Source organism: Streptomyces longispororuber, assembly GCF_024448165.1.
Taxonomy (GTDB): Bacteria; Actinomycetota; Actinomycetes; order Streptomycetales; family Streptomycetaceae; genus Streptomyces; species Streptomyces longispororuber_A.
In genome coordinates, this window is record NZ_JAMOLN010000133.1 from 15,402 (window position 1) to 29,718 (window position 14,317).

General features: G+C 71.4%; 6 protein-coding genes and 2 pseudogenes. 6 read left to right on the plus strand and 2 right to left on the minus strand.

The window, feature by feature from the left end; translation table 11 throughout:
* The first annotated feature begins 210 nt into the window (after positions 1-210).
* The 3 genes from M4J07_RS31020 (at position 211) to M4J07_RS31030 (ending at position 5,678) form a co-directional block, all read left to right on the plus strand.
* Positions 211-3,102, plus strand: coding sequence for a peroxidase family protein (locus tag M4J07_RS31020; RefSeq protein WP_255977142.1), 2,892 nt, complete (start codon positions 211-213; stop codon positions 3,100-3,102).
* Entirely contained in the window at positions 3,089-4,471 is a 1,383-nt protein-coding gene (locus tag M4J07_RS31025) for a hypothetical protein (protein ID WP_255977144.1), read from the plus strand. The genes M4J07_RS31020 and M4J07_RS31025 overlap by 14 nt, the downstream gene beginning before the upstream one ends.
* 70 nt (positions 4,472-4,541) lie before the next feature.
* Positions 4,542-5,678, plus strand: coding sequence for a serine hydrolase domain-containing protein (locus M4J07_RS31030; protein ID WP_255977147.1), 1,137 nt, complete (start codon positions 4,542-4,544; stop codon positions 5,676-5,678).
* Positions 5,679-5,764: 86 nt separating this feature from the next.
* On the opposite strand, the pseudogene M4J07_RS31035 reads toward M4J07_RS31030, so the two are convergent.
* A pseudogene (locus tag M4J07_RS31035) lies at positions 5,765-7,498 on the minus strand (beta-galactosidase); the annotation flags it as partial.
* Positions 7,499-7,644: 146 nt separating this feature from the next.
* Here M4J07_RS31035 and M4J07_RS31040 point away from each other — a divergent pair.
* Positions 7,645-10,287, plus strand: a complete 2,643-nt coding sequence (locus M4J07_RS31040; protein WP_308284788.1) for a glycoside hydrolase family 31 protein — start codon at positions 7,645-7,647, stop codon at positions 10,285-10,287.
* A 61-nt stretch (positions 10,288-10,348) separates the two neighbouring features.
* On the opposite strand, the gene qcrB is transcribed toward M4J07_RS31040, so the two are convergent.
* A complete protein-coding gene (gene qcrB, locus M4J07_RS31045) occupies positions 10,349-12,010 on the minus strand; it encodes a cytochrome bc1 complex cytochrome b subunit (RefSeq protein WP_255977148.1) in 1,662 nt (553 codons plus the stop codon).
* A gap of 112 nt (positions 12,011-12,122) precedes the next feature.
* Here qcrB and M4J07_RS31050 point away from each other — a divergent pair, with 112 nt between their 5' ends.
* Entirely contained in the window at positions 12,123-13,361 is a 1,239-nt protein-coding gene (locus M4J07_RS31050; protein WP_255977150.1) for a CynX/NimT family MFS transporter, read from the plus strand.
* 632 nt (positions 13,362-13,993) lie between these two features.
* Positions 13,994-14,317 (plus strand): annotated as a pseudogene (locus M4J07_RS31055) (hypothetical protein); the annotation flags it as partial.

Genomic DNA, 14,317 nt, shown 5'->3' on the forward strand with positions numbered 1-14,317 from the left:
CCGCTGACATGCCCGAATCCCTTTGTCCGTACGGGAGTTCGCGTACAGGTGCGGAGCACGGACATGGCGGGAAGCGGCGCTGCGGCGCGTCCGACGGCGCCGATACGGTCGCTGCCCCTCCCCCGTACGGGACAGCCATGTCCGAGGTTCCGAGAGCACGCCCCGCAGCACGACCTCCCGACGTACAGCACACGACAGGGACGGCAACCGATGGCCGAGAGCGAACGTCAGACTCCGTACGAGTCGTCACAGTACGAACGGTACGAGGGCGGAAGTCCCGAGGCCGAGCGCCTCGTGTTCCAGCGCCTCGCCCGTGAACTCATGAAGGTCCAGGTCGCCAACCGGCGGGCCTCCGGCGCGTCCGGCTACGAGCGTGCCTTCCACGCGAAGGCCGCGCTGGGCGTGGAGAACGCCCGGCTGCGCTTCGCCGACGACCTCCCGGCCGCGCTGCGCTGCGGCTTCGCCCAGCCCGGCGCCGAGTATCCGGCGACGGTGCGGCTCTCCAACGCCAGTGGGATGCGCGGCCCGGACGGCGCGCCCGATCTGCACGGCGCGGCCGTGCGCGTCCAGGTCACCGGCGACGAGAGCCACGACCTGCTGGCGACGAGCTTCCCGGTGTCGCACGCCCGCGACGCCCGTGAGTTCGTGGCGTTCGCCAAGGCGATGGCCGGCGCCCGCAGCCCGCTGCAGAAGGCGTTCGGGCTCTTCGTGAAGCTGCCGCTCGCGGTGGGCCTCGGCACGGCGAACCGGATGCGGCGCAATGTGCAGGCCGCCACCCGGCACACCGTCAACAGCCTGGCCCGCGAGACCTATTGGAGCCGCGGCGCGATGCTGTGGGGCGAGGCGGGCCCGGTCCGCTTCCTGCTCCGCCCGGCCGTCGGCGGCGGCGCCGAGCCGCGCCCCGACCGCAAGGACCCGGACTTCCTGCACAAGGAGCTCGCCCAGCGGCTCTCCCGCGGCGACGTCGCCTTCGACCTGTGCCTGCAGCGCTACGTCGACGAGCGCCGCACCCCCGTCGAGGACGGCTCCGTCGAATGGCAGGAGGCGATCACGCCACCGCTGCCGGTGGCCCGGCTGACCCTGCCCCAGCAGGACATCACGACGGCCGAGGCCCGCTCGGCGGCGCGCAGGATCGAGGAGCTGGCCTTCAGCCCCTGGTTCACCACACCGGAGTTCAGGCCGCTCGGCAACATCAACCGGGCCAGGAAGGTCGCGTACGAGGCGAGCTCGGCGCAGCGGCACGGTGCGCGCTTCACGACCGAGGAGCCGCTGCGCAACCGCGTCCTCGGCGCCCCCGTCGCGGTCGCCTTCCGGGTACTGAACCGGGTGGTGCCGTGGCACAAACTCCCGCTGGAGGCCAGCCTGTTGAACCTGGTGTTCCTGCGGAAGGTGCTGCGCCGGTTCAACCTCGTCGACACCGAGGTGCCCGAGGCGCCGCCGAGGACCCAGCCGGTGCCGGTCCCGGTCGACGAGCGGCTGCGCACCTCTCGCTCGTACGACGGCACGTACAACGATCTGTCGGCGCCGAAGATGGGTGCGGTCGGCGCGGCGTTCGGCCGCAATCTGAAGCCGGCGTACCGGCCCGACCTCTTCGACACGCCGAACCCGGTGACGGTCAGCCGTCAGCTGCTCACCCGGGAGAGCTTCGTGCCGGCGACGTCCCTGAACGTGCTGGCCGCGGCCTGGATCCAGTTCCAGGTGCACGACTGGGTGAACCACCGCCGTTACAAGGAGGGCGGGAAGACGGTCGAGGTGCCGCTGCCGCCGGGCGGCGGGACCTGGGTGAACCATCCCGACGGGCCCGAAGAGAACGTGATGCGGTTCGCGGAGAACGAGGGCATCGACGTGCCGGGCGACGAGCCGCCGATCCTCTTCGGGAACACCGCCTCGCACTGGTGGGACGGTTCCGAGGTGTACGGCGGCGACGAGGACACGGCCCGCCAGCTGCGCGAACCCGACGGCGGCGCACGGCTGTTGCTCGACGGCGGGCACATCCCCATCGACCGCACCGGCATCCCGATCACCGGGTTCAAGGACAACTGGTGGATGGGGCTCAGCGCGATGCACACGCTGTTCGCGCGGGAGCACAACGCGGTGTGCGACGCGCTGCGCACCACGTATCCGTCGATGAGCGAGGACCGGATCTACCACACGGCCCGGCTGGTGGTCTCCGCGCTGATCGCGAAGATCCACACGGTGGAGTGGACCCCGGCGATCCTCGCGACGAAGGCGATCGACATCGGGCTGCGCACCAACTGGGAGGGGCCGCCGCGGAACTGGCTCAACCAGCTGGGTCTGTGGCTGCTGGAGTCGCACTCACTGACCGGCATCCCGAAGACGATGCCCGACCACCACGGGGCGCCGTACTCACTGACCGAGGACTTCGTCACGGTCTACCGGATGCACCCGCTGATCCCCGACGACTACGAGCTGCGCGAGCACCACTTCGGACAGCGCCTGGAGACCGTCGGCTTCCACGACATCCAGGGCGCGGCCGCCGAGAGCCAGATCCGCAAGACGGGGCTCGCCGACACGCTGTACTCGTTCGGGATCGCGCACCCGGGCGCGATCACGCTGCACAACTACCCGAAGTCGCTGCAGCACTTCCAGCGCGACGGCGAGATCATCGACCTGTCGGTGGTCGACCTGGTGCGCACCCGGCGGCGCGGCGTCCCGCGCTACAACGACTTCCGCGCGGGCCTGCACAAGGAGCGCATCCGCCGCTTCGAGGACCTGACGCAGGAGCCGGAGACGCTGGCCCGGCTCAAGGAGGTCTACCGCGGCGTCGACGAGATCGACACGGTCGTCGGCCTGTTCGCGGAGAACCCGCCGACCGGCTTCGGCTTCTCCGACACCGCGTTCCGGATCTTCATCCTGATGGCGACGCGGCGGCTGCAGAGCGACCGCTTCCTCACCGTCGACTACCGGCCGGAGATCTACACGCCGCTCGGCATCGACTGGGTGGAGAAGGGCGGCATGAAGTCCGTCGTGCTGCGGCACTGCCCGGAGCTGGCGGGTCTGCTGCCACGCGAGGCGAGCGCGTTCGCGCCGTGGCGGCCGGTGCCGCCGCTGGAGAACGGGGCGTCCCATGGCAACGGCTGACGATACGTCAGGACACAAAGGTCTTGACGATCTGCTCGCCCGCCCGTTCCTCAGGACGGTCTGGCGCCGCCGCACCCACCGGGTCTCCCGGGGCGCGTCGGTGCCGGCCGGCTCGATGAGCTACCGCTCGCCGCACAAGGCGGAGCCGCTGAGCGAGCTGGAGGAGGCGGTGCTGATCGCGGTCACCGGCTCCACCGGACTGACCATGCCGGACCGCCCGTTCGAGGACCCACGGGACGGCAAGCCCATCATGGCCAAGCCGAACCTGACCATGACGGGCCGCACGGCCGGCAGCCCCGACAACGCGCAGGGCACGCACTTCTTCCTGATCAACGACAGCGGCACGTACTTCCTGCGCCGCCTTGACCCCGCCCCGCACGAGCCGTTCGACGCGCGGACCCTCGTCGAGCGGGCCAGGAAGACCAAGGTGCGGATCCTCGACCACCGCCTCGACGTCGCCGAGGGCCTGCGCGACTTCCCGGCGTACCTGGACTCGAACCGGTTCCTGTCCAATCTGCCGGGGACGACGGTCCTCTTCCCGGTCGTCGACCTCTCGCACCAGTACATCAACGCCCTGATGTACTTACTCACCCAGCCGGACGGCGCCCGTCCGACGCTCGTCGACGACCGCAATCTGTACCGTCCGGCGGGCGTGAAGAAGTGGATGGCCAACGGCTTCCTGAACAAGGACCTGAAGCTGCCGCTGGGCGCGCTCGGCCCGATGCGCACCCAGATCGAGGCGGACCTGCTGCTGCAGACCGCGATGCTGACGGCGGAGGCGATGGGGCTCGGCGCCTGGATCCACGCGTCGATCAACCCGCAGATCGCCCTGGGCGACCCGAAGTTCCGCAAGGTCTACGGGAACATGCTCGGCTTCACGTTCGTCACGCCGCGCTGGCGGCTCGCGGACCTGTGGCGCTGGCACGTCCCGCTGCCCACGTACGCGGCGCTGCGCTCGCACCCGGTGAGCCTGGCCGATCCGGCGACGGGCGAGCCGCTGATCGCGGCGGCCTGCCCGCCCACCCATGCCTCCATGTCGGACGCGGTCGACGCGGTCGTCGAGTCGAAGTTCGGCACGGGCGGCACGTACGGCGACAAGGACGTCTTCACCCGGATCTACAAGGAGGACTACGGCCAGCGCTATCTCGCCGAAGCCAGCGAGTACGACGAGCGTGTCATCGACTGCGCCCGTGACATCTGTACGTACATCCTCGCCACGCACCGCCGCTTCCCCGCGCACACGGACGCCATCCACGTGCCGGGGATCTGGCTGCAGGCGCACCACGTGGAGGGCGAGTACTACGAGCGGTTCTTCACGAACGGCCTGACCGACGCGCACCGCGCCCACGACACGCTGTGGGACGGCTGAGCGATGAGTTGAGGGCGGCTTCGGGGTCACCCTTTCCGTACGGATCCGCACGCGATGGAGGGTGACCCCGATGACCGACGCCACATCCCTGCCCGACGTACTCGCCCCGCACGTGACGAAGGGGCCGGTGCCCGGTGCGGTGGCCCTGGTGGCCCGGGGCGACCGGAGCGAGGTGGCGGCCGTCGGGTACGCCGACGCGGAGGGCACGGCGCCGCTGGTGCGCGACTCGATCTTCCGGATCGCGTCGATCACCAAGCCGATCGTCGCGGCGGCCGTGCTGGCGCTGGTCGAGGAGGGCCGGATCGCGCTGGACTCCCCGATCGCCCACTGGCTGCCGGAGCTGGCGTCGCCCACCGTGGTCCGGGACCCGGCGGGCCCGGTCGAGGACGTGCTGCCGGCGGTCCGCCCCATCACGGTCCTGGACGTGCTGACGTCCCGGGCGGGCTGGGGCTTCTCGTCGGACTTCTCACTGCCCGCGCTGCAGCCGGTGTTCGCGCTGATGGACCCGTTCGGCCCGCAACGGGTCCCGGAGCCGGACACCTGGCTGGCGGCGCTGGCCCGGATCCCGCTGCTGCACCAGCCGGGCGAGGCCTGGCTGTACAACACCTGCTCGGACATCCAGGGGGTGCTGATCTCCCGGGTCACCGGTACCTCGCTGCCCGACTTCCTGGCCGAGCGGATCTTCGAGCCGCTCGGCATGAAGGACACCGGGTTCGAGGTCCCCGCGGCCGAGCGCGGCCGCTTCACCAGTCAGTACAGGCCCACGGCCGACGGGAGTGCCGAACGCGTCGACACCCCCGACGGCCAGTGGAGCGGCCTGCCCGCGTTCCCCTCCGGCGCGGGCGGGCTGGTCTCCACGGTGGACGACTGGTGGGCGTTCGCCCGGATGCTGCTCGCGGGCGGCGGCCCGGTGCTGTCCGCCGAGTCGGTGCGGCTGATGACGACGGACCACCTGACGCTCGCGCAGCGCACCGCGAGCGATCTGTTCACCGAGGGCCAGGGCTGGGGCTTCGGCGGCTCCGTCGACGTGGAGCCGCGCGAGCCGTGGCAGGTGCCGGGCCGCTACGGCTGGGTGGGCGGCAGCGGCACAGCCGCGCACCTCACCCCGTCGACCGGGGCGGTGTCGGTCCTGCTGACGCAGTACGCGATGGCCGGACCGACCCCGCCGCGGATCATGCGGGACTTCTGGGCGTACGCGGCGTCCTGAGCGGCGCCGGGACCACCGGCGTCCGGACCACGGCCGCGCCCAGCGGCGCGATGGGCCCGGTCGAGCACGTCGCCGACGGCGTCCGGAAGGTGGCAGCTGAGGTACCAGGCGGCGCCCTCGCCGGCCTGGTTGCGGGTGACGGCGGGCTGTCCGGCGAGCGGGCCCGTCGCGTAGCTGTCGTGCACGGCGGCCGTCGTCGGCTCGATCCACTCGGTCCACAGCGTGGCCTCGGCGCCGGAGGCCAGCCGCACGCGGTCGCCGTCGGGCACGGGCCAGAACTCGTCGACGCGCAGGCCGAGCAGGTCGGCGAGCGGGCCCGGCGCTCCCCCGTCGTGGATGTGGTCGTGCTCGTCGACGACTCCGCTGAAGGGGCCGCAGACCAGGTGCCCGCCGTCGCGGACGTACGACGTGAGGCGCGCGGCGTCGGCGGTCCGCAGCAGGTGCAGGTTGGGTGCGAGCACGGCCCGGTAGCGGGTCGGGTCGGCGTGCGGCGGGACGAAGTCGATGGTGACGCCGCGGGCGTGCAGGGCCGCGTACCAGGGGCGCAGCAGTTCGGGCCAGCGCATCCGGGCCGACGGGTGGTCGTCGGCCTCAAGCGCCCACCACGCGTCCCAGTCGAGGACGATCGCCACGTCCGCGGTGACGCGGCTGCCCGCGACCTCGGCGAGCCGGGCGAGTTCGGCGCCGAAGCGGACGGTCTCGCGCCAGCCCCGGGAGGCGGTGCCGCCGTGCGGCAGCAGCGCGCTGTGGTACTTCTCGGCGCCGGCCCGGGAGGCCCGCCACTGGAAGTAGAGGACGCCGTCGGCGCCTCGCGCCACGGCCTGGAGCGACCAGAGCCGCTGCAGGCCCGGCTTCTTGGGGACGTTGACGGGCCGCCAGCTCACGGCGGACGGCGCCTGTTCCATCAGCAGCCACGGGGTGCCCTGCTTCAGGGAGCGCATCAGGTCGTAGTTCAGCGATGCGGTGACGTGGGCCTCGGGGTCGGCCGGGTCCGGATAGGCGTCGTCGGACACGAAGTCCTCGTGCGCGGCCCACTTCCAGTAGTCGAGGGGCTTGAACATCGACATGAAGTTGGTGGTGGCGGGGACGTCCGGGGTGATCTCGGCGAGGACGGCGCGCTCGGCGCGGTGCAGGCCGAGCAGGGCGTCGGAGCAGAACCGGCGCCAGTCGAGGAGCTGGGTGGGGTTGACGGGTCCTGGCGCGGTGCGCGGCGGTTCGATCTCGTCGTACGTGCCGTAGCGCTGCGACCAGAATCCGGTTCCCCAGGCGTGGTTGAGGCCGTCGACCGTGCCGTACCTGTCGCGCAGCCAGGCGCGGAAGTGGTCGGCGGAGCGGGGGCAGAAGCACTCGGTGACGTGGTCGCCGTACTCGTTGTGGACGTGCCAGAGGGCGAGCGCGGGATGGTCGCCGTAGCGTTCGGCGAGCTTGCGGGTGAGGGTGAGCGCGGCGTTCCGGTACACGGGTGACGAGGGGCAGTAGTGCTGTCGCGAGCCGAACTCGAGGCGTACGCCGTCGGCGGTGACCGGCAGCACGTCGGGGTGGGCGCGGACCAGCCAGGCGGGCGGCGACGCGGTGGCGGTGGCCAGGTCGACGGCGATGCCGTGCGCGTGCAGCAGGTCCAGGAGCCGGTCGAACCAGCCGAAGTCCCAGGCGTCCGGGCCGGGTTGGAGGCGGGCCCAGGAGAACACGCCGACGGTGGCGAGGCTCACCCCGGCCTCCCGCATCAGCGCGGCGTCCTCCTGCCACACCTCCTCGGGCCACTGCTCGGGGTTGTAGTCGCCGCCGTACAGCAGGCCCTCGACCCGGGTGAGCCGGCTCATCCCTCTTACCTCCGACGTGTCTTTGCCGTCCTGACGTTGACATGAACCTGCGCCAGACGGAATCTTCGTGCGTGAACGTGCGCGCAACTCGCTTCTTCCACGCACAAGTAAACAACAGTCGGTCGTTCTGAGCGGAGACGCACCCTATGCGAGAACTGCACCAACGACAGCCGCACCGAAGAGCCCTGATCACCACCACCGCCGCGCTGGCCCTCGGCGCGGCCCTGCTGGGCGCCCCCGCCCAGGACGCGGGCGCGGCGACCCCCGGTGCCGGCACCCTCGACACCGGCCACCAGAGCGTGACGTGGCAGAGCCCCACGTACGCGACCGGCACCGTCGACGACCCGAAGAAGTGCCCGCCCCTCGCCGACGACCCGGACGGGAAGACCTGCGACCGCTTCGACCTCACGGTGTCGGTGCCGGACGGGTACTGGGACGACAACCCCGAGGGCGGCGTGCCGATCTCGATCGAGTGGGCGAAGCAGCCGAGCGACGACTTCGACATGTACGTCTACGACGACGCGGGCAAGCAGGTGGCGTCCAGCGCGGGCACGGCCGACCCCGAGGCGACGGTCATCCCGAAGGCGAACGGCACGTACCACGTGGTCGTCGTGCCCTACGACGTGCACGACAACTCCTTCGTCGGCAAGGCCTACCTGCCCGAGACGACGGACGCCGGGAACCTCACCTCCTTCAAGGGCGGCGACGGCAGCTACGAGATCGCGGCGGGCGGCCTCAGGGCGAGGGCCGACTTCCTGAAGGGTGGTCGACTCCGGCTCCAGGCCGACCCGTCGGGCTCCTTCACCGACCCGGCCGGCCGGCAGATCGTACGCGAGCAGCCCGCGGCCGACCGGCACACGACGTCCTTCGACGCGGGCGCCTACTACGGCATCCGCTCCTCCGCCGCCGTCCTGCGCGTCTACAAGAAGCCGCTGCGCTTCGGCCTCTACAAGACCGACAACAGGACCCGGATCTGGCAGGAGGACAAGCCGCTGCGCTGGTCGACGGGCGGCATGCGGCAGAGCCTGGAGCGGGCGAAGGACGAGCAGTTCTTCGGCGGCGGCGAACAGAACGGCAGCTTCTCGCACCGCGACAAGACGGTCTACGTCGCCAACAACACCAACTGGAACGAGGGCGGCTACCCCAACTCCCAGCCGTTCTACCTCTCTTCGGCCGGCTACGGCGTCTACCGCAACACCTTCGCCCCCGGCGTCTACGACTTCGGTGCCTCGGTGCACACGGGCCAGCAGGAGCGCCGCCTCGACGCGTACTACTTCCTCGGTGACGCCAAGCAGGTCATCGGCGGGTACACGTCCCTCGTCGGCAAGCCGTTCATGCCGCCGGTCTACGGTCTCGAACCCGGTGACGCCGACTGCTACCTGCACAACGCCAACCAGGGCGAGCGGCACACCCTCGACTCCCTCAAGGTGGCCGACGGATACGTCGAGAACCAGCTGCCGCTGGGCTGGATGCTCGTCAACGACGGCTACGGCTGCGGCTACGAGAACCTCGCCGAGACCGCCAAGGGCCTCCAGGACCGGGGCACCCAGCTCGGCCTGTGGACGCAGGACGGCATCGACAAGCTCGCCGACCAGGTGAAGGCGGGCCAGCGCGTCGCCAAGCTCGACGTCGCCTGGGTCGGCAACGGCTACGGCATGGCGCTCGACGCCTGCGACAGGGCGAAGGCCGGCATCGAGGACAACAGCGACGCCCGCGGCTTCGTCTGGATGCCGGTGTCCTGGGCGGGCGCCCAGCGCTGCGCGGTCCTGTGGTCGGGCGACCAGAAGCTGTCGTGGGACTTCATCCGCTGGCAGATCCCCACGTACGCGGGCGCCACGCTGTCCGGCATCGCGTACAACACCGGTGACGTGGGCTCCATCTACTCCCACGACGCGAAGATGTACGCGCGTGACCTCCAGGCCAAGACGTTCCTGCCCGCCATCATGACGATGGACGGCTGGGCGAAGGACATCACCACCGGCCAGAAGATCAATCAGCAGCCGTGGGTGGACGGCGAGCCGTACACCTCCGTCAACCGCAAGTACCTGCAGCTGCGCGAGCGCCTCCTGCCCTACCTGTACACGCTGGCGAAGCAGGCCGCCGACACCGGCGTCGGCGGCGTGCGCCCGCTGTGGCTGGAGTACCCGGACGACCCGGACACCCTGGGCGCGCAGGCGAAGTACGAGTACCTGGCCGGTGACGACTTCCTCGTCGCGCCCGTCTACCAGGACACGGAGACGCGCGACGGCATCTACCTGCCCAAGGGCACGTGGACGGACTACTGGACGGGCAAGCAGTACCAGGGCCCGACGACGATCGACGGCTACCACGCCCCGATCGACACGCTCCCGCTGTTCGTGAAGTCGGGCGCGATCGTGCCGATGTGGCCCGAGGGCACCACGTCGTGGAAGTCCCGCGACACCTCCCGGCTCGGCTGGGACGTGTACGTACCGGACCGCGGGCACAGCACGTACACGCTCTACGAGGACGACGGGGTGACCCGCGACTTCAAGAAGGGCGCGTCGGCGACGCAGCGCGTGACGGTCGACACCGGGCGGACCGGTTCCGTGATCGACGTCGGTGCCAGCAAGGGGAGCTACGCGGGCAAGGTCGCCCGGCGCGCCTACACGTTCACGGTGCACGGGACCGGTGCGCCGGACCGGGTGACGGTGAACGGGCGGGCGGTCCCCGCGAGCGACTGGTCGTACGACGAGAAGAAGGACATCACGACGGTCAGGACGGCGTCCCTGTCCACGGACCGGGCGTTCACGGTCCGCGTGGACCACTAGCGGGGCGGGAGCCGCGCGCCCGGTACGCACGGGACGCGCGGCTCCCCCCTCGCCTCGTCCCTCAGTCGACGCGCTCCGACTCGTGCCAGCCCGCGTGCAGCGCCTGGTACTCCTCCGCCGTCGCCTTCGGGACATACGTCCCCGGCCCGAACATGGCCTTGGCGAGCCGGGCCCGTACGCGCTGGCGCACGGTGAACTTCCTGGCCACCCCGTTCTCGTCGACGCGCGGCCCCAACTCGTAGGCGACGGGCTGCTCATGGGCGTTCAGGGTGTACAGCTCCGCCCGGGTGAGCGGCTCGTGGACCTCGATGTACTCGCCGTGCGGCAGCCGCTTGATCATGCCGGACTCGCGGCCGTGCAGCGCCTTCTCGCGGTCCCGCAACTGCAGTCCGTTGCAGATCCGCTTCGTGATGATGAACGCGAGCGCGGGCAGCAGGAAGACGCCGACGCGCACCGTCCAGGTGATCGCGTTGATGGACAGGTGGAGATGGGTGGCGACGATGTCGTTGCCCCCGCCGATCAGCAGGATCGCGTACAGGGTCAGCCAGGCGACGCCGATCCCGGTCCGCACCGGCTTGTTGCGCGGCCGGTCGGCGACGTGGTGCTCGCGCCGGTCGCCGGTGATCCACGCCTCCAGGAACGGATACACCGCCATGAAGGAGAGGATCAGCGGGAACAGCGTGAACGGGATGAACACACCCAGTTGCAGCGTGTGCCCCCAGGCGTTGATCTCCCAGCTGGGCATCACCCGGATCAGCCCCTCGGAGAATCCGAGGTACCAGTCGGGCTGGGCGCCGGTCGTGACGAGATCCGTCCGGTACGGGCCGAAGGCCCAGACGGGGTTGATGGTCGCGACCGCCCCCATGAGGGCGAGGACCCCGAAGACGAGGAAGAAGAAGCCGCCCGCCTTGGCGATGTAGATGGGCAGGAAAGGCGCCCCTATGACGTTCTTCTCGGTCCGTCCGGGACCCGCGAACTGGGTGTGCTTGTGGTAGAAGACCAGGATCAGATGGGCCACCACCAGACCCAGCATGATGCCCGGCAGCAGCAGGATGTGCACCGGATAGAGCCGGGCGATGAAGTCCTCGCCGGGGAACTCGCCGCCGAAGAGGAAGAAGGCGATGTACGTCCCCACGACGGGGATCGACAGAATGGCGCCCTGCGCGAACCGCAGCCCGGTGCCGGAGAGCAGATCGTCGGGCAGCGAGTATCCGGTGAGCCCCGTGACGATGCCGAGGAACAGCAGGGTCCAGCCGAACAGCCAGTTGACCTCGCGCGGTTTGCGGAACGCACCCGTGAAGAACACCCGCATCATGTGCACGAGCATTCCGGCGACGAAGACGAGCGCGGCCCAGTGGTGGATCTGCCGGATCAGCAGACCGCCGCGCAGTTCCATGCTGATGTCGACCGTCGACTCGTACGCCCGCGTCATGATGATGCCCTTGAGCGGTTCGTAGGAGCCGTTGTAGACGACTTCGGTGGTGCTCGGATCGAAGAAGAGCGTCAGATAGGTGCCGGTGAGGATCAGGATGATGAAGCTGTAGAGACAGATCTCGCCGAACATGAACGACCAGTGGTCCGGAAAGACCTTCCGCATCTGGGACTTGGCGAGCCCGTAGAGCCCGAGCCGGCCGTCCGCCCAGTCGGCGAGCCGCTCACCACCGCCCGGCGGCTTCGCCCGCCGCCCTCCGCCGCCGCCCACGCGCTCGATGTCATCGCTCATGCGACTCCCCCTCAAGGCCGTCGAGGCACAGTCAGGGTAGAGCGGGGCGAGGTGGTGCCGACAGACCACCGCGCGAACCGGCGGACCGGACCCGTCGCTTACGTTGAAGCACATGCCGCACAGCGCCCGACCTTCCGTCGCCCCGTCACCCCCGACCGCAGCCCGCGGTGTCGCCGCGCGCCCCGCCGCGGGGGCCCTGCTCGCCGCCGGGCTCCTCCTCATCGCCATGAACCTGCGGCCCGGCGTCGTCTCCGTCTCCCCCGAGCTCGACGCGATACGCCGCTCGACGGGGCTCAGCGGGTCCCTCGCGGGCCTGCTCACCACGCTGCCCATCCTCTGCTTCGGGCTGCTCGCGCCGTTCGCCGCGAAGCTGTCCCGGCGGATCGGGATGACCCGGGCGCTCGGCGCGATGATGGCGCTGCTCACGGTCGGCATCGCGGTACGTCTCGCGCCGGGGCTGCCCGCGCTCTTCGCGGGGACCGTGCTGCTCGGCGCCGCCATCGCCCTGTCGAACGTCCTCGTGCCGAGCGTCATCAAACGCGACTTCCGGCACCGCACCGGCCTGATGATGGGCCTCTACTCGGTGGCCCTGTTCTGCGGCGCCGCCCTCGCCGCCGGTGTCACGGTGCCGCTCGGCGACGCGCTCGGCGCGGGCTGGCGCGGGGCGATCGGGGTGTGGGCGGTGCTCTCCGCGCTCGCGCTCCTGCTGTGGGTGCCGCAGCTGCGCCGCCCCGACCCGACGACGGCGGCCGCAGGCCCCGGGGCGGACTCCCGCACCCCGCTGCGCCGTTCACCGCTCGCCTGGCAGATCACGCTCCTCATGGGCCTGCAGTCCCTGGAGTACTACGCGTGCGCGGCCTGGATCCCCGCGATGCTCACCGACGAGGGCATGTCCAGCGCCGGGGCCGGCTGGATGCTGTCCCTGATGAGCCTCGTCGGGATCGCCGGCTCGCTCACCTTCACCGCGCTGGTCGGCCGGGCCGGGCAGCAGGTGGCGTTCGCGCTCACCGGCACCGCCCTGTTCTTCGCCTCCCTCGTCGGCCTGATCGTGGCGCCGGTCGGGGGCGCCTACGCCTGGATGCTGATGCAGGGCTTCGGCTCCGGCCTGCTGATCAGCACGGCGCTCGCCGTGATCGTGCTGCGCTCCCCCGACGCGGGGCGCGCCGCCGAGATGTCCGGGATGGCGCAGGGCGTCGGCTATCTGCTCGCCGCCTCGGGCCCGTTCCTGCTCGGCGCGCTGCACGACGCGACGGGCGGCTGGACGGTCCCGCTGACCGTCCTCGCGGTGCTGTGCGTGCCGATGGGGATCGCGGGGGTGGGGGCGGGGCGCCCCCGGCACCTGGACGCCTGACCCCGGCCCGGCCCCCGGTGCTCCGTACGGCCAGGGGCTTTGCCACTGTGACCGAAGCGCGGGAGATAGGCTTTCGCGGCCGGTGGTCCGCTGGAGGCCACGGGGCGTACATGACCTGTAGAGGCTCGATCCGGGGGTCTGCCGATGGAGTTCGAGGTGGAGACGAGGACGACCGGTCGACCCGACCGTCCCGGCACGACTACCGGCCACCGGCCGTGGTGAGCCGCGCGGCGGGCGCCGCGGGTACCGGTGCGGATGCGGCCGGAGCCGACGGCCTTGACGCCCGTGCGGCGGGTGCCGCGGGCCTTGGTGCAGGCGCAGATGCGGCGGGTGCCGCGGGCCTTGGTGCAGGCGCAGATGCGATTGATGCCGCGGGGCTTGATGCCGCTGCGGCCGCTACCGCAGGGCCCGGTGCGCCTGCAGCCGGGTCCGCAGGGCCCGGTGCGCCTGCAGCCGGGTCCACAGGGCCCGGTGCGCCTGCAGCCGGGTCCACAGGGCCCGGTGCGCCTGCAGCCGGGTCCACAGGGCCCGGTGCAGCTGCGGCCGGGTCCGCAGGGCCCGGTGCGACCGCGGCCGACGCCGCGAACCCCGGTGCAGGTGCGGCCGGTGCGGCCGACGCCCCCGGCCTCGGCGTGAGCGCGGCCGAAGTCCTGGACGCGGGGGCCGGTGCCGGCGTGGCCGGTGCCGCGCCGGGTCCCGCCAAGTCGCCGCTCCCGGTGCGCCGTCCGGACGTCGACCGGCCCAATCCGGGGCGCCGCCGGATCCGTTCGTCGGCGTCGGCGTCCCTCGCGAAACGATCCTCCGCCTCCCCGTCGGCCGCTCCGGGCGTGCCGTCCGGCCCCGGCGAGGCGAACCGGACCGAAGCGGGCCCGGTCGCACCGCACAACACCCCGGACCACGCTCCGGCGGCGCCCACCGCTCCCGCGCCCATGGACGCGGTCCCTGCCACCGCCCCC

Excerpts from the sequence above, each read along its gene's own strand:
- M4J07_RS31040 (WP_308284788.1), top strand. The coding sequence starts at position 7,645 with ATGCGAGAACTGCACCAACGACAGCCGCACCGAAGAGCCCTGATCACC.
- M4J07_RS31050 (WP_255977150.1), top strand. The coding sequence starts at position 12,123 with ATGCCGCACAGCGCCCGACCTTCCGTCGCCCCGTCACCCCCGACCGCA.
- M4J07_RS31030 (WP_255977147.1), top strand. The coding sequence starts at position 4,542 with ATGACCGACGCCACATCCCTGCCCGACGTACTCGCCCCGCACGTGACG.
- M4J07_RS31020 (WP_255977142.1), top strand. The coding sequence starts at position 211 with ATGGCCGAGAGCGAACGTCAGACTCCGTACGAGTCGTCACAGTACGAA.
- M4J07_RS31025 (WP_255977144.1), top strand. The coding sequence starts at position 3,089 with ATGGCAACGGCTGACGATACGTCAGGACACAAAGGTCTTGACGATCTG.
- qcrB (WP_255977148.1), bottom strand. The coding sequence starts at position 12,010 with ATGAGCGATGACATCGAGCGCGTGGGCGGCGGCGGAGGGCGGCGGGCG.